The organism is Vibrio zhugei, assembly GCF_003716875.1.
Taxonomy (GTDB): domain Bacteria; phylum Pseudomonadota; class Gammaproteobacteria; order Enterobacterales; family Vibrionaceae; genus Vibrio; species Vibrio zhugei.
Genome location: NZ_CP033077.1, coordinates 548,288 through 568,171 on the forward strand (window position 1 = coordinate 548,288; position 19,884 = coordinate 568,171).

The window sequence follows — 19,884 nt, forward strand, 5'->3', positions numbered from 1 at the left end:
AACGACGATTTGGTCGGCTATTCTAAACAATCCCATCATAAGCGACAAGCCGCAATGGACCCAGCGTGAATGATTCCACACATTTATGCCGAGGAAGACAAAAAGGCACACGGCTGTGTACCTTTCTGTCCCTCGCCTCCCCTACAGCGTGCGACGATCAGGTAACATCGAGCATCATTCGCTGTTTTCACTTCCCTATCGTTGACGCTGCCGGCTGGTTAGCTCAACCGCACGTAATTGAGCAAGCGCTTTGGTGAGCTCAATTTGTGCTTGCGCAAAACTTAACTCGCCTCCCGCTTTACGAATGTTTTCTTCTGCGGTTTTACGGGCGGCTTCTGCACGCGCTTTGTCGATTTCCGTGCCGTGCAATGCCGTATCGGCCAGTACCGTGACACTGTCCGGTTGTACTTCCACCAAGCCACCTGAGATATAAAGAATCTCTTCTGGCTTATCAAGACTTCCAGCAATGCGTGCGACACCCGGTTTAATCTTGCTGATCAACGGAGAGTGACCGGGGCGAATACCCAGCTCACCGTCCGCACCCGCTATGGCTAGGCCGTGAGCTGGGCCAGTAAACAAAGTCCGCTCTGCACTCACGACGCTTAACTGGAACGTATTGTTAGTGATACCTATCGCCATGTTGCCTCCTGCTCATTACAGTGTTTTGGCTTTCTCGAGCACTTCATCAATCGTGCCGCAGTATAAAAACGCCTGCTCTGGAATATCGTCATACTCGCCATCAAGCAAACCTTTGAAGCTAGCCAAGGTGTCTTTCAGCGGCACAAACACACCGGGTTGACCCGTAAAGACTTCCGCAACATGATAAGGCTGAGTTAAGAAACGTTCGACTTTACGTGCACGAGACACCAAACGTTTGTCTTCCTCTGACAGTTCATCCATCCCAAGAATGGCAATGATGTCTTTCAGTTCTTTATAACGTTGCAAGGTCATCTGAACACGCTGGGCAATATCGTAGTGCTCTTGCCCCACCACTAAAGGATCCAGTTGACGAGAGGTCGAGTCCAAGGGATCCACAGCGGGATACAAGCCTAGCGCCGCGATATTACGTGACAATACGATGGTCGCATCCAAGTGAGCAAACGTGGTCGCAGGCGAAGGGTCGGTCAAGTCATCGGCCGGTACATATACCGCTTGAATTGAGGTAATTGACCCGGTACGAGTCGATGTAATACGCTCTTGCAATACCCCCATTTCCTCCGCCAATGTTGGCTGATACCCAACCGCCGATGGCATCCGACCAAGCAATGCCGACACTTCGGTCCCCGCTAAGGTATAACGATAGATGTTATCAATGAACAACAACACATCACGGCCTTCATCACGAAAACGTTCGGCAATGGTCAACCCTGTTAAGGCAACGCGTAAACGGTTTCCTGGTGGCTCATTCATTTGTCCGTAGACCATCGCCACTTTATCGAGAACACCTGCGTCTTTCATTTCATAATAAAAGTCGTTCCCTTCACGGGTTCGTTCACCCACCCCCGTAAAGACCGATAAGCCCGAGTGTGCTTTGGCGATGTTGTTAATCAGCTCCATCATATTGACGGTTTTACCCACACCAGCGCCACCAAATAGCCCGATTTTACCGCCTTTCGCAAAGGGACAGATTAAGTCAATCACCTTGATGCCCGTTTCTAATAAGGCGGTTGAATTGGCTTGTTCTTCGTAGCTGGGCGCAGCACGGTGAATGCCATATTGGAGTTTTTCACCAATCGGACCGCATTCATCAATGGGCTCTCCCAATACGTTCATAATACGGCCGAGCGTTTCCTCACCAACAGGCACTTCAATCGGCCCATTGGTTCTTTCACACTCAATGCCTCGCTTCAGGCCGTCCGATGTGCCCATCGCAATACAACGAACAATTCCCCCGCCCAGCTGCTGCTGAACTTCTAGCATTAGCGACGTGTCGTTTTCTGTCAGAACTTTCAGTGCTTCATACACTTTAGGCCCTTCGTTGTGAGCGAACTCTACATCGACAACCGCGCCAATGACTTTGACAATTTTGCCAGTACTCATAATAAAAACCTCGATTTCTTTCTAAACTGCCGCAGCACCAGAAATAATTTCTGTTAATTCATTCGTGATGGCTGCTTGACGGGCTTTATTGAACGCCAATTGCAAGTCATCGATAAGCTGTTCTGCGTTATCCGTGGCCGATTGCATCGCCATCATGCGTGCCGCTTGTTCACAAGCAATGCTTTCTACCACCCCTTGATACACGAGCGATTCCACATAACGGTGAATCAAGTGATCAAGAATATCTTGTGGTGATTGCTCGTAGATATAATCCCAGCGTGCCTCTTTATTTCTGCCGATATCCTCTTTCGGGAAAGGCAAAAGCTGCATGACGCGCGGTTTTTGCACCATGGTGTTAACAAACTGGTTAAACACCAAATACAAACGGTCAATTTTCCCTTCCGAATAATGCTCTAGCATGGCATTGACCGTACCGAGCATCTCTTCCAATTGAGGGGTATCCCCCAACCCTGAGGTTTGCGCAATCACTTGGCCAGTATCACGAAAGAAGTGAATCGCTTTTGAGCCAATTAACGTGGTATCCACTTCCACATTTTGCTCTTGCCATTGCTGCATGTCAGTTAATACGGCTTTGAACAAGTTAGTGTTTAAACCGCCACATAAACCACGATCCGACGAAATAATGATATAGGCGACGCGCTTCACGTCTCGCTCTTGTAAAAACGCGTGACTATATTCCAATGTCCCAGCGGATACGTGGCTGATCACCTTGCGCATGTTCTTCGCATAAGGACGCGATGTTTCCATGTTTTTTTGTACTTTGCGCATTTTACTGGCCGCCACCATTTGCATGGCACTGGTGATCTTTTGGGTACTCTGAACACTAGCAATCTTGGTGCGAATCTCTTTAGAATTTGCCATAAGGCCTCCTACTCATTACGCCTTACCGTTATTGCAGTGCAGTGAACGATTCCAACAAGCTAAAGAGTCGCTTCTCTTCCTCATCCCCATAGGCACCGGTTTCGTCGAGATGTTGCAACAAATCTGACGCATTTTGATGGGCATAAGCCAGTAGCTCTTCTTCAAACTGTCCGACTTGTTTTAGCTCAACCGTTTCAAGGAAGCCCTTTTCTGCCGCAAAAATTACTACGGCTTGCTCACCTACCGTCATGGGAGCGTATTGTTTCTGCTTCATGAGCTCAGTCACTTTTTCACCATGATCTAATTGGCGACGAGTGGCTTCATCCAAATCAGAGGAAAACTGGGCAAATGCTGCCAATTCTCGGTATTGAGCCAACGCCGTACGAATGCCGCCCGAGAGTTTTTTCATAATCTTGGTTTGTGCTGCCCCACCCACACGTGACACAGAAATGCCAGGGTCAACCGCGGGGCGTAAGCCGGAGTTGAACAACTCGGTCTGTAAGAAGATTTGCCCATCAGTAATCGAAATCACGTTGGTTGGCACGAACGCAGAGACATCGCCCGCTTGTGTCTCGATAATTGGTAGCGCAGTCAACGATCCCGTTTTGCCCTTCACCGCACCTTTGGTGGCGCGCTCGACATAATGCGTGTTGACACGCGCCGCACGTTCAAGCAAGCGAGAGTGTAAATAAAACACATCGCCAGGGAAGGCTTCACGACCCGGTGGACGTTTCAATAGCAGTGAGATTTGACGGTAGGCGACCGCTTGCTTAGAGAGATCATCATAAACAATCAAGGCATCCTCACCACGGTCACGGAAGTATTCTCCCATGGTGCATCCTGAGTAAGGCGCAAGATATTGCAGTGCTGCCGCTTCAGAGGCGGTGGCAACCACAACAATGGTATTGCTTAAGGCATCGTGCTCTTCCAGCTTACGAACCACGTTAGCCACCGTCGACGCTTTCTGTCCAATCGCCACATAGATGCATTTAACGCCCAACGAACGTTGGTTAATGATGGCATCAATCGCCAGTGCCGTTTTCCCAGTTTGACGGTCACCGATAATCAGTTCCCGTTGACCACGACCAATCGGAATCATCGAATCGACCGCTTTATAACCGGTTTGAATCGGCTGGTCGACCGATTGACGTTCAATCACTCCGGGGGCAATGACTTCAACCGGTTGATGTTCACTCGCCTCAATCGGACCTTTCCCATCAATCGGCGCACCCAACGTATTGACGACACGACCTAATAAACACTCGCCAACAGGCACTTCTAAAATACGCCCAGTGCCCTGCACCTTCATCCCTTCCGACAGGTCGGAATAAGGCCCCATGACCACCGCACCGACCGAGTTTCTTTCTAGGTTAAGCGCCAGTGCAAAACGCTGACCGGGCAACTCAATCATCTCACCTTGCATGACATCAGAAAGACCATGAATGGTGATGATCCCATCACTCACAGAGACAATGGTCCCTTCATTTTTTGCTTCAGTGACAAGGTCGAACTTCTCAATTCGGCCTCTAATGAGTTCACTGATTTCATTTGAATTTAATTGCATTTCTATACCCCATTACACATGTAGGTTGGTAGAGAGACGGTCAAGATTCGTCAAAACGCTACCATCAAATACCATTTGGTTGGCCTGAATGACGATGCCGCCAACGAGGTTTGGATCAATCTGTTGTTGTAACTCAATGGTTTTGCCGAACTTAGCCGATAAGGCCTGTGAGATGTCTGCGACTTGTTGATCGTTTAATTGCTCAGACACACACACCGTTACGGGCAGAATGAGATCCAACTCCTCTTTCAATTGGCGAAATTGACCAATAACCGAACCCACTGCGGTTAAGCGTTGATTTTCCGCCATCACTTTCAGGAAGTTTTGAAAATATTGATCGAATAACTCACCCCCCGCTTGAAGAAACATATCCAGCAGTTGTGCTTGGCCATTTGTCTCTTGCGCGCTGTCGATGTACGACTTCACGATGGGCTGTTCAATCACCATTCCTGCGATATCGAGCATATGTTGCCACTCGTTCAACGCGTTATTGTCCAATGCATAATCAAATGCGGCTTTTGCGTAAGGCCTTGCAACCTCTGTCAATTCAGACATGGTGAATCTCCTTACAGCTCTTTAATGAATCGGTTCACAAGATCTCGATTGGCGTCACTATCTAGATTACGGCTGATCAATTTGCTCGCACTTTCAATCACCAAATCGGCCATTTCTGCTTGCAGTTCTTGACGTAAGCGATGGCGCTCGTTTTCTACCTCCTCTCGACCTTCTTCGATAATGCGTGCTTTCTCTTTTCTTGCGAGCTCAACCGCTTCTTCTATCATGGCATCTTGGCGTTGCTTGCCTTGTGCCACGAGAGCTTGTGCTTTTTCACGCGCCTCGCTAATGACCGCCTGCCCATTCGCTTTCGCTAATGCGAGTTCTTTTGCTGCTTGGTCGGTATGTTCTAACCCTTTGGCAATTTCAGCTCGGCGTTCATCCAACAGTTTAACGAGGGGTGGCCACACGTATTTCATGCATAACCAAGTAAAAATAATGAAGGAAATTACTTGGCCTAGCATCGTTGCATTAATGTTCATCGCACCCTCACTCCTATAACGTTATTGTTCCAGTTCGTACTTATGAATCGACAATTACGCTACGGCGAAGATGATGTATAGGCCGATACCGACACCAATCATTGGTACCGCATCCACTAGCCCCATCATGATGAAGAACTGAGTACGAAGCATTGGGGTTAAATCCGGTTGACGTGCGACCCCTTCTAAATACTTACCGGCCAAGTTACCAATACCTGACGCCGCACCAGCGGCACCTAAACCAATCAACAAAGCACCGGCTACATATAAAACTGCGCTGACGATATCCATAACAACTCCTAGAATTGAAAAATGTAAATAGTAAAGTTAAAAATCTTATTAATGGCTTTCTTCAACAGCCATTGCTAAATAAACAATGGTTAAAACCATAAATATAAATGCTTGCAGTATGACAATTAAAATATGAAACAATGCCCATGGCACGCTTAATGCCCATTGAATCCACCACGGCATTAATGCAATCAAAATAAATATCATTTCTCCTGCGTACATATTGCCAAATAATCGCAACCCTAATGAAATAGGTTTTGATATTAACGTGACCATTTCTAATACAAAGTTCACTGGGTATAAAAATGGTGATGTAAATGGTTGCGTGGTTAATTCTTTAATGAATCCCACTAAACCTTTACTTTTAAAGGTATAACCAAGTACCAAGATAAACACGCATAATGCCATTGACATTGTGACATTGACGTCTGCAGAAGGAAGATCGCGGAAGTGCGCAATTCCCATTGCTTGCGTTATTTGAGGAATCAAATCAACAGGTAATAAGTCGATTGTATTCATTAATAACACCCAGACAAATATTGTCATCGACAAAGGTCCAATTAATCGGTCTTTGGCTTGAAATATCTCACTGCACAAATTATCTACAAACTCAAATATCAGCTCGACAAAGCATTGAAAGCGTCCTGGTACCCCTTTTGTCCCTTTGCTTATCGCTAAACGGAACGTAAGAATAAAAACAAGTCCTAGTAACCAAACCATGATCATTGAGTCAATATTGACACCTAAGACCCCATTCCCGGAGGAGAGAAACGTTAAATGATGCTCAATATACTCATGAGCGGTTTCAACGTTAGCCATTTATGCCTTCCTTTCGCTGTGCTCCTTTTGCCATGGCGCCAGAAAATGCCCAAGCATTACCACGCTAAAAGCGAACAAAACGACTGTGTCATGAAGGGTCATCGCCCGAAATGTCACGATAAATAACACCATCGTATACACAAGTTTTGTGCGACGACTGATGGTCATTAAATCTTTCAGACCCTTCGTTGGTTGAGACCTTGATTTAAACGCAGCCAGCCCATTTCCCAAAAATGTGGGCAAAATAGCAATCACCGTTCCCATGAAGGCCGACTCTGCAGTCACCAGCCCTTGAGTGCACATGGCACCCAAAATGACCAACGCCCCTAAATAGGACTGCATCCTGAGAATTCGACATCCGGCAACCATAATCGCTCGGCTTGTGCTGATTGCTTGCATAAATCACCCGTAATGTGTAATTGACTACATCTGATAAATAAAATTCACAGAATATAACTCATTACTTAACTATTTTTATTTCGTATAAGTTTAATCAACATAAATAAACAATTAATGATAAGTAAACTTCACAAAACAAATAACCCCGATGAATAATCCTTTATTCTTCATTGGTGGAAATATACACCCATAAAATCAATCAACATAAGTCCATAAACCTGAAATGTATCATTTCATTTTTGATGGTATATTTTATTTGTTTTCTGAAACAATTATCGATATGTTAAGCACACAGTTTGTAACAGCATTGCAAACTCCCCATCAAACCTATGAATATCTTCATATGGCGAGTGCGACAAACGTTAATAAAATAACGTAATCAATAAAAGCAAATTTATTTCTTACCAGAATATCACTCTAAGCGTTTTGCTTAGAGTGTTTTTTTATCCGCTCGACAATTATTAACCCTATTATTTTTGATAAAATTTTAAACAAATAATCCATAATGATTAACGATTACAAATGTTAATTATTCACCATTTTTTATTTACGATTTAATATCAAATAACATCTTGGTTACCGTGCGTTATTCACACTATTTTTTTAATTGCTTTGATCTCAGTCATGTTCGCTACGCGGTTTTATATTGTTTTATTTTTTGCTGTAAAATAAATCATGCCATTGATGACAGATTTCGCCCTATCCTTGACTTTGATCAACGCATGCCGCGCCCCTAATCACAAAGTTTTGCGACACACTGCACATAAAAGAGGCCAGCATGTTAATGACTTGTTGTATGAAAAACGGAGATTTGTCGTGGTGATCACGCTAGACATGGTCACATTCGCGTCTTCGACACAGAAATTTTTATTCGATGAGATGCTTTTTCGTTGGGTTATCAGTACACTCTTTTTCCTCACTGATGACCACTATAAGACTATGCAACAAGATTATCGTTACGATTGTCTCGCGAATACCGAGAAAGAAGAACTGACAGAATTGGCCATGCGAATGCTGCATCGCTTGGTACCTGAGCCGGTTGTGAGAGAGATTTTTCACTTCCAAGAGCAAGAAAAAGCCACCGATGAGCGTCAACAAGAGGCCTATTTTGATGCGACACTGCGCTTGCACGCCGTCGCATTGGGGGAAATTCCAGCTATTTTTGCAGATTCACACAATGCGCAGCAGAATATCGACCGTATGACTCGGCTTATTTTGTAGCATTTTTACGCAATTGGCTTCCAATTAGAGCAGTCAATAAATTTGCAAACTCATTGTGCAGAGGTTGAAGCACGTATTTCACCACGTCCAGTCGATACTTTAGCATGGTCAAATACCCTCACTGAGCTGTTATATCGTTACGCGGCGCTGAACAGCGAGTCCCAAACCTCCGTTTAGCACTCATGCAAATAAAAAAACCGGCGAACAATTCGCCGGTTTTTTGTTGATATCTGTTTAATCCACTTCGGGCTGATGGCTGTACTCAATGATCACTTGGTTACCATCGATGTACACGTTTTGTATTTCGCCATCGATAACAATACGGTTTTGTAAATGCACCACAGCCCCTCCCATTTGCGCTCGTTTTAATGTGGGTAACGTGCTGTACGGTTCTACATGCAATTGTTTACAAAACTTAGTGACAAACGCCATTGAAATGGCGGCGTCACCACGAAGAATTCTTGAAAACTCGACCTGTGTCAGCCCTAGTCGCTTCGCCATTTCCATCTGAGTAATCTGCATCTTCGCTTTTTGTGACATCCAGATATTGTACAGTGCGGTACGATCTTCTTGGGTTAACTCCATGATTTATCCTTTTAGTACTACGAACTTTTAACAGCGTACAAAATGACAAAGTCTCACCAGAGCAATGTCAGTGATAGGTGAGTTTCTCCACAAATTTTTAACTCAGTCAATATCGCTTCACATCCAGCGTTCATCGTATGCCACACATGGCGTATGCGGTATTTATTGTCGTTGCTCTTCATTCGTGACTCGATGATATGCTTAAGCACAGGCTCGCGTCTATGTCAGCCGTCTCTAGGCTGTCGGCGCTGATGCCCCCCAGCCAACTCACCGAATCATCATGCGTTAACCATAAAAAAGCCCATGCATAAAAGCATGGGCTGCGTAGCACCGCATCGGTCGCGGGAAGAACCAAGAAGCGTTATAACACTTTCGCGAGGAACTGCTGCAAACGCGGATGAGCAGGCGTATCAAATACCGCTTGCGGACTGTCATCAACCAATAAGGCGCCGTCTTCCATAAACAGGACTCGGTCAGCCACTTCACGGGCAAAGCCCATTTCGTGAGTCACCACCACCATGCTCATGCCTTCGAAGGCCAGGCCTTTGATCACATCAAGAACTTCCCCCACCATTTCAGGGTCAAGAGCCGAGGTTGGTTCATCAAACAGCATGAGATCCGGTTCCATCGCTAATGCTCTGGCAATCGCCACACGCTGTTGCTGTCCGCCGGACAAACGTGATGGATAGTTCTCCATACGATCTTCTAACCCCACGCGTTTCATCAACGCCTTGGCTTTGGACTCCGCTTGCTCTTTCGATAGATTCGAAACAATCATGGGAGCCAGCATCACGTTTTCAAGTGCGGTTTTATGCGGAAATAAATTAAAGCTTTGGAAAACCATGCCCACATTCTGACGTAACTGGTTGATATCGGTGCCGTCGGCATACATATCGATGCCATCGACCACAATACGTCCTGAGCTGATCTCTTCAAGCTGGTTCAATGTTCTTAAAAAGGTCGATTTACCCGAGCCGGAAGGCCCAATAATAGCGACCACTTCACCACGTTTAATATGCGCCGTGACCTGTTTGAGTGCATGGCAACCATTCGGATAGTATTTTTCAACCTGCTCAACGGTGACGATATCATCACGTTCTACTTCATCAATCACTGGCTGATAACCTCTTCTCTAAACGTTGAATACTCCAGGACAGGGTGCCCGTGACCACTAGGTATAAAGCGGCGACCGTAAACCACACTTCAAAGGAAGCAAAGGTGCCACTGACGACTTCACGCCCTGCTTTGGTTAAGTCGGTGATAGAAATCACCGATACCAATGAGGAGTCTTTGATTAAATTGATAAATTGGCCTGCAAGAGGGGGTAACGTTTTCTTCATTGCTTGCGGTAAAATGATGTAACGCATCGCTTTAGGATAACTCATGCCCAAAGAGCGCGCGGCTTCCATTTGGCCTTTCGGAATGGCTTGAATACCGGAACGAATGATCTCGGCCACATAAGCACCCGTAAATACCGATAAAGCCACCACCCCAGCGGTGAAACGGTCAAAGTCCATCACCGTGCCAATGAAAAAGTACACGATAAAAATCTGCACAAGCAACGGCGTACCACGAATGATTTCAACATAGGTTAACGCAAAGTCTCGCGCCACTTGATTCTTAGCTATCCGCATCAAGCCAAAGATCAAGCCGAGTACAATAGCAAAGGCTAGCGAGATAAAGGAGATTTCAATCGTCGTCCAGAGTCCTTTAATGATGGGACCAAATTGCCATTGTTCTATGCCAACAATCGGATCGCCTTGGTAGACCAAGTCACCATCACTGACTAGCAATTTGTCATATTTTTTAATGATCTGTGGTTTATCTTGGTAATCGAGTTTGATGACCACCTGATGATTCTTAATGCTGACGGTCCCATCGCCTTGGGCGCGTACTTGTTGGTCGGCGGTGTTGACGATGTATGGCCACAATCGTTCCCAATGCCAATTATAATTCATACTTTTAATGGACCAACTTGTCGCCCCTATCAGTATTAGCATGAGTAAGACATAGATCGCATGTCCAGGCCAAGGTGAGGATTTAAACTTCATCACTCGCTTCTCTTTTTTATTATGAATAAAGGGGGAATGATGCCATTACCCCCTCGGCTATTACGGAGTTTACTGAACGTTTTTCAACCACTTAGTCGATTTAAACCATTTATCATAGATACGATCATAAGTTCCATCCCCTTTGATTTGGCGTAAATAGCCATTCAAAAAGTTCAAGAAATTCGGATCATTTTGACGAACGGCCCATCCCAGAGGTTCATAAGTAAATGGCTTGCTTATGTGTGTGACTTTGCCTTTGTGTTGCGCGGCATAAATTGAGTTGTATGGGAAGTCATAAATAAAGGCGTCCGCTTTGCCATTTTGTACCTGCATTACGCCGTCGACTTCGGTTTCGAAGAGGTCCAACTTCGCTTTGGGTAAGTAGCGCTTCGTTGCTTGCGCACCAGTCGTCCCCAATTTGCTGGCAATGGTATATTGCGGATCGTTAAGATCTCGGTAGCTCTTTACTTTCCCTTTCAATTTATTGGAAAGAATAATGGATTGACCAATCACGATGTAAGGCTGCGCAAAGTTCACTTTGACGTTCCGTTTTGGCGTAATCGTCATACCCGCCATAATGATGTCACATTTGTTGGTTTGCAGTGCAGGTATAATGCCATCCCAAGCGGTGTTAACAGGTTCATATTTGACGCCTATCGACCGTGCCATATGCTTGGCCACGTCAATATCAAAGCCAACAAAACGGCCATCTTTCGATTTCATCTCAAACGGCATGTAACCCGCATCAAAACACACCCGCAATTTCCCCGAATTCAACACCTGTTCGAGTGTCGAGGTTTCTGTGGCGCCTGCCTGCCCTGCTGCCAATAGTGAGCAAGTCATCGCAACCCCAGTTAATGTGGCTTTCATCCAAGTATTCATAGTATCCCTTCTAGTGTCTTTCCAATTATCGCATCGCTATTCCTATAACGATGAGCATCACGACTTAATTCAGTAGGTGAATAAATCGCCTAGCTTTGATAATGCGCGATCTCCTCCCTATTTTTCAACTTTTTATTTTGGTTATGTTGTTACTAAATGACATCGTACGTCTAAAAAAATAGGATGTCCAGACGTCTATACGTTTTATTTTTCTTCTTGGCATAAAAAAACCCGGCCGAGGCCGGGTATCTACGTCACAGGTTCACATCGCGCTATTTAGCTGATGTAAGCGGGGGACGGGAAGAAGCCCAACAATAGAGCCACTCTAGGGCTACCGTTGCCGCCGCAAGCGAGGTAATGTCACTGGTGTCGTAAGGCGGCGACACTTCAGTAATGTCTAAACCAATCATATTAATGCTGCGTAATTCTCGGATCACTTTGAGCACTTTATCTGACGTCAAGCCACCGATCGCCGGAGCCCCTGTGCCCGGTGCATACGCCGGATCCAAACACCCAATATCAAACGTGACGTACGTTGGTCTATCGCCCACGACCGCGAGAATCTGCGCCGCAATATCTTCGGCAGAGAGATCATTAGCCTCCATCGCATTGATCACATTAAATGGATGCGTGTCGACCTTGAACGCTGTGCGAATGCCCACTTGGATGGTATGTTTGGGCGAAATGAGCCCTTCTTTCGGCGCATGATGGAAAATCGTGCGATGATCGTAGGTACTGCCTACGAGGCGGTTATTGGTATGGGCACCAAAATGAATCAACGCCATCTCGCCGAAATGTTTGGCGCACGCCCTCAAAATCGGCAATGTCATATAATGATCGCCCCCCAAGGCGACGACCAATTTATTCGCTTTGACCAAATCACTGACCGAATCTTCTAAACGATAGGTAAAATCTTCTGCGTCACCGTAGTCAAATACCACATCACCAATATCAATCAATGATGCACGTTCCTGTAAGCTGAATTCCCAAGGAAACTTTTTCTCTTCCCATACTAAGTTAAGTGAGGCCTTACGAATGGCTTCTGGCCCTAAACGTGCGCCCGGACGACCGCAGGTGGCAAGATCCGAGGGCACGCCCAAAATGACGACGTTTTCTGGATCCTCAATCGGATTAACTCGATACGGTGCTCGCAAAAACGTCATGCCATTCGAATAAAGCGAATAATCGTTTTTGGTGAACAAATCATTCATAACGAATCCTTCTCTAAACAGTTCTGTGTTCAAGTGACTGGTGGGGTGTTCTGATGAGTATAGGTGGCAATTAAATGCGATTAACTCGGCTTATCTTTTCTTTGTTCGTTTACGCACAGTACGCGAGAAAATCAATAGAATTTGTGATGCAAGGCACAGGAAATTAACGACATGTTGGTCACTTACACAAAAAAAACAGCAACGTCATCGTTGATGGCGTTGCTGTTTTGTTGAGTCTGTTCCAATCAAGGGCGATCACACGCTCGCGGTCTTACCGTAACCCACGAGCAAGCCCTGCTGAATGTGACACTACAATTTATTGTCGTTTTCCTCACCATTAATCCAAGCATCGAATTTTTGTTGCCATATAAAGACTCAAAATCGCTTTCTTCAAGAATGGCATCGCGCAGCGATGGACTGGTAATCACTGCTCGCTGCAGATCTTCAACCGCTTGATCTTCGGCGCCTAAACGTGCGTAGGCACACGCTCGTTGGTACAACGCAGGGCCATTATTTTCATCGAGCTCTAGCACTCGGTTACATAAACTCAACGCCCAGTGATACTCATCGATTTCCATCACAGCATCGGCTTTATAAGTCAAAGCTTCTAAATCGCCCGGACGAATTTTTAAAATCTCATCATACACTTCAACCCGCTGATCAGGGGTTTGTACACTCTGCGCCCTCAACCATAAGTTATGGATTTCATTAATAATTTCGATTTCTCGGTTGTTTTCCGTAATAATACGGGTTTTACGCTTCAAATCGCGCTCAAGCGCCAAGAATTTCTTTTCGTACTCCTGAGCGATTTTATTCAAACGCTTATCCGCCATTTCCCGCGTATTCACCTTCACTTCTCGTAATGAGTGCCATCCAATTAAGGCAATCAACGAAGCCACACCAGCAATAATATAAAAGAAATACGTCACTGTTACATTCGCGTAGTTCATCGACTTATCTGCGACGTCGAGCTCGCGATCGGTGATTTGAATGGTTAAACGCCGTTCTAAGTCCTGTTGATCCTGCCTTAAAGATTTGAGTTCATCTAAGACATAGCGTTCCATCAGTGGCTTCTCAAGCATAGGGATTGAAGTCGAGCTCTTCTGCTTGGCTTGCTGCGTCTGTGTACTTTGAGTATCAGCCATAACAAAGGTTGTACTCATGACGACACACACTAGAAATAAAATGACACGTTTTACCACAACGTTACTCCTCGTCATTGACGATGGTTTGGGATATCAGCCTATCTATCTGGCTGGGTGATACTGAACCCATGCGTTATTAGCACAGTGAATAGCTTACCGTAACTTGACCCTCATTTTTTATCATTTTATTCACTCATAAAAAAGGAAATTAACCTATTTATTGTGATGTTCAACAAGATTCATGAGTTGAATATTCAAGAAAAAATAGTTAGAGTTCTAATGTATAAATATTAATCACCACTCACAAGATAGATTTTATTATCGATAAAAATGGCGCATAAATCGATAGTTAGAAGAAAAAATCCTTATTTTATGTACCTGCGCCTATTTTAGGCCTCTAATAACAATTAGACACCTAATTATTTAATGTGTGTAAATGGACAATCCTAGTGTAGGACTATCGCGTACTAGGAGAACATCACACCCGTTTATTGACCTAAATAGGAGTTCAATGATGAACCTTAATGTCACCAAAATCCTTACACTGCTCATCAGTATGTCGTACGCCACTCTCAGTATAGCCCAAACCATGCCCGGCAAAGGCGTGACCGTGCAACCCGTTCAATCCCCGATTCCTGAAGAAACCTTTCAAACACTGGTTGTATCCAAAGCTCTCGAACAACTCGGTTATAACGTTAAACCCATTCAACAAGTCGACTACAATGTCGCGTACACCTCCATCGCCAATAACGATGCAACGTTTATGGCGGTGAACTGGGATCCACTCCATACCGATAAATATCAAAAAGCCGGAGGCGATAACGTCTTTTATCGTAAAGGCTACCTGATGAAAGGCGCGGCTCAAGGGTACCTAATCGATAAAAAAACGGCGGATAAGTATCACATTACCAATATAGAACAAATGAAAGACCCAAAGATTGCCAAACTTTTTGACGCGAATGGTGACGGCAAAGCGGACATGACAGGGTGTACCCCTGGTTGGGGGTGTGAAACGGTCATTGAGCATCAAATGAAGGCGTATGGTTTACGTGACATTGTCACAGTAAACCAAGGACAATATTCTGCGATCATTGCCAATACCATTGAGCGCTTTAAAAAAGGCAAACCGGTTTTTTATTATACTTGGACACCGTATTGGGTGAGTGGTGTGATGGTACCGGGAAAAGATGTGGTCTGGCTGCAAGTCCCTTTCTCCTCACTACCGGGCAAACGTAGCAACATTGATACAACGTTACCCAACGGTAAAAACTATGGTTTTCAAACCAACAGTCTACGTATTGTCGCTAACAAAAAATTTGCTCAAGATAACCCAGCAGCCGCAAAACTGTTTGCCATCATGCAGATCAATATTAATGACGTGAGTGCAGAAAACTCTATGATTGCTAAGGGCGAGAGCTCAGATGCGGCAATACAAGCCCACGCTGATGGATGGATCAAGTCCCATCAAAAAATGTTCAATCAGTGGCTTAAAACCGCTCGCCAAGCCGCACAATAATCGTAAGCAAAACAACAACGATTCTTTGCAACGCAAACGGCCGCTGGAGCGGCCGTTTTTGCGTTGCAAAACCGATCCTAAGTGAGCGCCTTGTCATCGCTGAGTGCTCTTTTCGCCTTCCATTTTGCGCGCCTGCTCCCACCGACATTGTCGCACTTTAATCCTCATCATCTTTTTCTCAAAAACAATTAAATTCCACACAAAACATTATTACTCGAAATATTTTTATCCTATTAATTACAATTTACTACCCCTTAAAATCATATATTTACACGATTAAAGCATTGATATGTGACCTCTATCACCTTGCAATCCCCCAAAATAATATTTAGTGTACTATATAAATCAGGTAGCAAATGCACTGCACAGTAACGACAACAAAGGAAATTATTATGTCGACTATGTTAGAAGTGAAAAACCTCTACAAGGTGTTTGGCGATCGGCCAGAGGACGCATTTCCACTACTGCAGAAAGGATTAGATAAGGATCAAATCTTTGAGCAAACTGGCTTAACTGTCGGGGTAAAGGATGTGTCTCTCACCATTAATGAAGGTGAAATTTTCGTTATCATGGGGTTATCCGGTTCCGGTAAATCCACTCTTGTCCGTCTTCTCAACCGTCTTATCGAACCGACTCAAGGCGAAGTCCTACTGCACAATCAAGACATCGCTAAAATGAGCGATGAACAACTGCGTGAAGTACGACGTAAAAAAATATCGATGGTTTTCCAGAACTTTGCACTCATGCCACATATGACGGTTATCGAAAATACCGCCTTCGGCTTGGAGTTAGATGGTGTGCCTGAAGATACTCGTCTGCCCATCGCGCGTCGTGCCCTTGCACGGGTCGGCTTAGAAGCCAATAGCGATTCATACCCAGATGAACTTTCTGGTGGTATGAAACAGCGTGTCGGTCTCGCCCGCGCGTTGACCAATGACCCCGATATCCTGCTCATGGACGAAGCATTCTCGGCACTTGACCCGTTAATTCGAACCGAAATGCAAGATGAATTGATTCGTCTCCAAAACGATGACCAACGCACCATTGTCTTTATTTCTCACGATTTGGATGAAGCAATGCGCATTGGTGATCGTATTGCCATCATGCAAGATGGTGTTGTGGTTCAGGTGGGTACCCCAGATGAAATCCTCCATGACCCAGCCAACGACTATGTCGAATCTTTCTTCCGCGGCGTTAACGTTGCGTCGGTTTACAGCGCTAAAGACATTGCGCGCAAACGCCCCAGTGCCGTCTTTAAAAAACACGATAACGAAGGGCCAGCCGCAGCAATGCAACTGTTACTGGATAGCGATCGTGACTATGGCATCGTGGTCGACCGTTCGAATCACTATACGGGCATCGTCTCAATCGAGTCGTTGAAAGAAGCCAAACGCAATAACGACACACTCACTAACGCCTTGCTACCTGATACGATTTGTATTGATCCCGACGTCTCCGTATCCGATTTAATCGGTCAAGTTGCCTCAGTCCCTTACGCGGTGCCAGTCGTCGATCCCACAGGCAAATACTACGGCGTAATTACAAAATCTCGTTTGTTGCAAACTTTAGATAGGGAATAATCATGACTGCTGAAACCACACAAAATGCTGCAAGCGCAGCGGATCCATGGAGTACAACCGCAACACAAGCAGCGTCGAGCTCTGATCCTTGGGGAACCGCCAATGCTGCGGCCTCTTCTGCCCAACCCACTGCCGATTGGCTCAATGCCACGCCGACAGAGACGCATTTTAGCTTTCTCCACCCATTCAAAGATGCCATCATCCCTTTTGATCATTGGGTAGAAACCGCACTTAACTGGTTGGTCTCCCATGGCCGTCCGGTATTCCAAGCCATTCGCGTCCCGATCGATTTTATTTTAACTTCGTTTCAAACGGCACTGGAATCCACGCCTGCCCCCATCATGATTTTATTGCTCTGTCTGATCACTTGGCAATTTGCCGGACGTCGCCTTGGGCTGGCCTCACTCGTGTCACTGGTTGTGATTGGTTTAATTGGTGCTTGGGCTCAGGCAATGATCACGTTATCGCTGGTCATGACGTCTGTGTTCTTCTGTCTACTCATTGGACTGCCGCTGGGAATATGGCTTGCCAGGAGTGATAACGCCGCCCGAATCGTCAGACCGATCCTCGATGCGATGCAAACAACCCCAGCCTTTGTGTACTTGGTCCCCATCGTCATGCTGTTTGGTATCGGTAATGTTCCTGGTGTTGTGGTCACCATTATTTTCGCACTGCCACCGATTGTTCGTTTAACCATTCTCGGTATTCAACATGTTCCAGAAGAGCTCATCGAAGCCGGTCATGCCTTCGGAGCCAGCCCGAAACAAATGCTATATCGCATTCAATTGCCATTAGCGATGCCAACCATCATGGCAGGCGTCAACCAAACACTCATGCTGTCACTCTCTATGGTGGTGATCGCGTCAATGATCGCGGTAGGTGGTCTCGGACAAATGGTACTTCGTGGTATCGGCCGATTGGATATGGGGCTCGCCTCTGTCGGTGGTTTGGGCATCGTTATTCTCGCCATCTTATTAGACCGTATTACGCAAAGTGTCGGTGAAAGTAACCGAGACACGAAAACACGTTGGTATGAATCCGGTCCTGTATCGATTTTTGTTCGCAAGAAAAAATCGACGACGGAAAAAAACACCAATACGCAAGAAACATTAGGAGAATCAAAATGAGACATTCATGGAAGATAGCCCTTACGGCGGGCTTAGCAATGACATCCACATTGTCAACAGCGGCCTTCGCTGATGAGTTACCAGGTAAAGGCATCAAAGTGCAACCCGTGCAATCGACCATTGCCGAAGAAACCTTTCAAACGCTGATTGTGAATAAAGCGATGGAAAAACTGGGTTACGATGTTTTGCCAACAAAACAAGTCGATTATAACGTCGCATATACCTCCATTGCGGAAGGAGATGCCACCTATATGGCGACCAGTTGGGAGCCATTACATGATGGAAAATATGCCAAAGCTGGCGGTGATAAGAAGTTCTATCGCGAAGGAACGTACGTGACGGGCGCGGCTCAAGGTTATTTGATTGATAAAAAAACCGCAGACAAATACCACATCACCAATATCAAGCAATTTCAAGATCCGAAAATTGCCAAATTGTTTGATGCCAATGGTAATGGAAAAGCGGATTTATCTGGATGTAATCCAGGTTGGGGCTGTGAAACCGCCATTGAGCACCATCTGGATGCCTACAAACTGCGTAAAACCGTCGAAGATAACCAAGGCCAATATGCGACCATTATGGCTGATACCATTGCACGCTATAGAAAGGGGCAACCCATTTTTTACTACACATGGACGCCTTATTGGGTAAGTGGTGTGCTGGTTCCGGGTAAAGACGTCGTGTGGTTACAAGTACCATTCTCAGCCGTTGCCGGTAAACCGAATTTATCGACAAAATTGCCTAACGGTAAAAACTACGGTTTCCCAATGAACGTTGAGAAAATCGTAGCGAACAAGAAATTTGCGCAAAACAATCCTGCGGCAGCGGAGCTGTTCAAAGAAATGAAGTTAAGCATCAACGACATCAATGCAGAGAATATGATGATGCGTAAAGGCCACGGTTCAAAACGTGATATTGAAGCACACGCGAATGGTTGGATCAAAGCTCATCAAAAAACCTTTGATGGATGGATTAAAGCAGCTAAGCAAGCCGCTGCTAACTAAGCATGTTAGGGCTGGTATATCCAGCCCCCTTACTGACATAGGAGATGGGTTTGGAGAGTCATGAAAAAGTCTTACTTTCTATTCGGCAAATCATTCGAGCTATCGACCTACGTTCTAAGAAGTTAAACAAGGAGTTTGGACTCACCAGCCCTCAACTTCTTTTGATGAGAACCGTGCAGCATTCACCGAAACTCACCATTCGTCAATTATCGAAAGAGACGAATATGAGTCAAGCAACGGCCACGAGCATACTTGACCGTTTAGAAAACCGTGAGTTGATCGAGCGCCAGCGCGATGTCGTAGATAAACGTAAGGTACATGTCTTAATTACGACCAAAGGCAAAACGATATTGAACCAAGCTCCGAAACTGCTCAACGAAGATTTTGTGAATCAGTTTGAAGATTTGGAGTCTTGGGAACAAACGTTGATCGTATCCTCTCTACAACGAGTCTCAGAGATGATGAATCGTTCATCCGTCAGCGATGACACGTTGAGCCTCAATATTGACTCAAAACGTTCACGCCAGTAA

The 19,884-nt window shown here is 45.4% G+C and carries 20 protein-coding genes and 1 pseudogene; 6 read left to right on the plus strand and 15 right to left on the minus strand.

Annotated features, from left to right (window positions below; translation table 11 throughout):
- Positions 1–195: 195 nt before the first annotated feature.
- From EAE30_RS02575 to EAE30_RS02615, 9 genes are read right to left on the minus strand one after another with little or no spacing between them, the layout of a single operon-like run.
- A complete protein-coding gene (locus tag EAE30_RS02575) occupies positions 196–639 on the minus strand; it encodes a F0F1 ATP synthase subunit epsilon (protein WP_123014523.1) in 444 nt (147 codons plus the stop codon).
- Positions 640–654: 15 nt separating this feature from the next.
- Positions 655–2,040 (minus strand): F0F1 ATP synthase subunit beta, encoded by a 1,386-nt coding sequence (gene atpD, locus EAE30_RS02580; protein ID WP_123014524.1) that lies wholly within the window; start codon positions 2,038–2,040, stop codon positions 655–657.
- Between the two features lie 21 nt (positions 2,041–2,061).
- A complete protein-coding gene (gene atpG, locus EAE30_RS02585; protein ID WP_123014525.1) occupies positions 2,062–2,922 on the minus strand; it encodes a F0F1 ATP synthase subunit gamma in 861 nt (286 codons plus the stop codon).
- A gap of 28 nt (positions 2,923–2,950) precedes the next feature.
- Entirely contained in the window at positions 2,951–4,486 is a 1,536-nt protein-coding gene (gene atpA / locus EAE30_RS02590) for a F0F1 ATP synthase subunit alpha (protein WP_123014526.1), read from the minus strand.
- 12 nt (positions 4,487–4,498) lie between these two features.
- Positions 4,499–5,041, minus strand: a complete 543-nt coding sequence (locus tag EAE30_RS02595; RefSeq protein ID WP_123014527.1) for a F0F1 ATP synthase subunit delta — start codon at positions 5,039–5,041, stop codon at positions 4,499–4,501.
- Positions 5,042–5,052: 11 nt separating this feature from the next.
- The gene (locus EAE30_RS02600; RefSeq protein WP_123014528.1) at positions 5,053–5,523 is read right to left on the minus strand and encodes a F0F1 ATP synthase subunit B; all 471 of its coding nucleotides are present in this window, start codon (positions 5,521–5,523) and stop codon (positions 5,053–5,055) included.
- 54 nt (positions 5,524–5,577) lie between these two features.
- Positions 5,578–5,814: a F0F1 ATP synthase subunit C gene (atpE, locus tag EAE30_RS02605; RefSeq protein ID WP_004730405.1), complete on the minus strand. Its 237-nt coding sequence runs from the start codon at positions 5,812–5,814 to the stop codon at positions 5,578–5,580.
- Between the two features lie 48 nt (positions 5,815–5,862).
- Positions 5,863–6,633, minus strand: a complete 771-nt coding sequence (gene atpB, locus EAE30_RS02610; RefSeq protein WP_123014529.1) for a F0F1 ATP synthase subunit A — start codon at positions 6,631–6,633, stop codon at positions 5,863–5,865.
- The gene (locus tag EAE30_RS02615; protein ID WP_123014530.1) at positions 6,634–7,032 is read right to left on the minus strand and encodes an ATP synthase subunit I; all 399 of its coding nucleotides are present in this window, start codon (positions 7,030–7,032) and stop codon (positions 6,634–6,636) included. It abuts the gene before it with no gap.
- A 939-nt stretch (positions 7,033–7,971) separates the two neighbouring features.
- Between EAE30_RS02615 and EAE30_RS02620 the strand changes: the two are divergent.
- A pseudogene (locus tag EAE30_RS02620) lies at positions 7,972–8,430 on the plus strand (exoribonuclease R).
- A gap of 57 nt (positions 8,431–8,487) precedes the next feature.
- Here the strand turns inward: EAE30_RS02620 and EAE30_RS02625 are convergent.
- From EAE30_RS02625 to EAE30_RS02650, 6 genes are all read right to left on the minus strand, one after another.
- Entirely contained in the window at positions 8,488–8,838 is a 351-nt protein-coding gene (locus tag EAE30_RS02625) for a helix-turn-helix domain-containing protein (protein ID WP_123014531.1), read from the minus strand.
- Positions 8,839–9,199: 361 nt separating this feature from the next.
- Complete coding sequence (locus EAE30_RS02630) at positions 9,200–9,952, minus strand: amino acid ABC transporter ATP-binding protein (protein ID WP_123014532.1); 753 nt, start codon at positions 9,950–9,952, stop codon at positions 9,200–9,202.
- Complete coding sequence (locus EAE30_RS02635) at positions 9,945–10,796, minus strand: amino acid ABC transporter permease (RefSeq protein WP_241967527.1); 852 nt, start codon at positions 10,794–10,796, stop codon at positions 9,945–9,947. Before EAE30_RS02635 ends, EAE30_RS02630 begins: the two co-directional genes overlap by 8 nt.
- A 162-nt stretch (positions 10,797–10,958) precedes the next feature.
- Positions 10,959–11,771, minus strand: coding sequence for a transporter substrate-binding domain-containing protein (locus EAE30_RS02640; protein ID WP_123014534.1), 813 nt, complete (start codon positions 11,769–11,771; stop codon positions 10,959–10,961).
- A 272-nt stretch (positions 11,772–12,043) separates the two neighbouring features.
- Positions 12,044–12,982 (minus strand): agmatinase, encoded by a 939-nt coding sequence (gene speB / locus EAE30_RS02645; RefSeq protein WP_123014535.1) that lies wholly within the window; start codon positions 12,980–12,982, stop codon positions 12,044–12,046.
- Between the two features lie 245 nt (positions 12,983–13,227).
- Positions 13,228–14,145 (minus strand): tetratricopeptide repeat protein, encoded by a 918-nt coding sequence (locus EAE30_RS02650; RefSeq protein WP_390258272.1) that lies wholly within the window; start codon positions 14,143–14,145, stop codon positions 13,228–13,230.
- Positions 14,146–14,641: 496 nt separating this feature from the next.
- On the opposite strand from EAE30_RS02650, the gene proX (EAE30_RS02655) reads away from it, so the two are divergent.
- The 5 genes from proX (EAE30_RS02655) (at position 14,642) to EAE30_RS02675 (ending at position 19,884) form a co-directional block, all read left to right on the plus strand.
- Positions 14,642–15,643, plus strand: a complete 1,002-nt coding sequence (gene proX, locus EAE30_RS02655; protein ID WP_123014536.1) for a glycine betaine/L-proline ABC transporter substrate-binding protein ProX — start codon at positions 14,642–14,644, stop codon at positions 15,641–15,643.
- A 392-nt stretch (positions 15,644–16,035) separates the two neighbouring features.
- On the plus strand, positions 16,036–17,223 hold the full coding sequence (gene proV / locus EAE30_RS02660) for a glycine betaine/L-proline ABC transporter ATP-binding protein ProV (RefSeq protein WP_123014537.1): 1,188 nt from the start codon (positions 16,036–16,038) through the stop codon (positions 17,221–17,223).
- Positions 17,224–17,225: 2 nt separating this feature from the next.
- The gene (proW, locus tag EAE30_RS02665) at positions 17,226–18,350 is read left to right on the plus strand and encodes a glycine betaine/L-proline ABC transporter permease ProW (RefSeq protein WP_123014538.1); all 1,125 of its coding nucleotides are present in this window, start codon (positions 17,226–17,228) and stop codon (positions 18,348–18,350) included.
- Positions 18,347–19,354 (plus strand): glycine betaine/L-proline ABC transporter substrate-binding protein ProX, encoded by a 1,008-nt coding sequence (proX, locus tag EAE30_RS02670; RefSeq protein WP_123014539.1) that lies wholly within the window; start codon positions 18,347–18,349, stop codon positions 19,352–19,354. The genes proW and proX (EAE30_RS02670) overlap by 4 nt, the downstream gene beginning before the upstream one ends.
- 50 nt (positions 19,355–19,404) lie before the next feature.
- Entirely contained in the window at positions 19,405–19,884 is a 480-nt protein-coding gene (locus tag EAE30_RS02675) for a MarR family winged helix-turn-helix transcriptional regulator (RefSeq protein ID WP_241967528.1), read from the plus strand.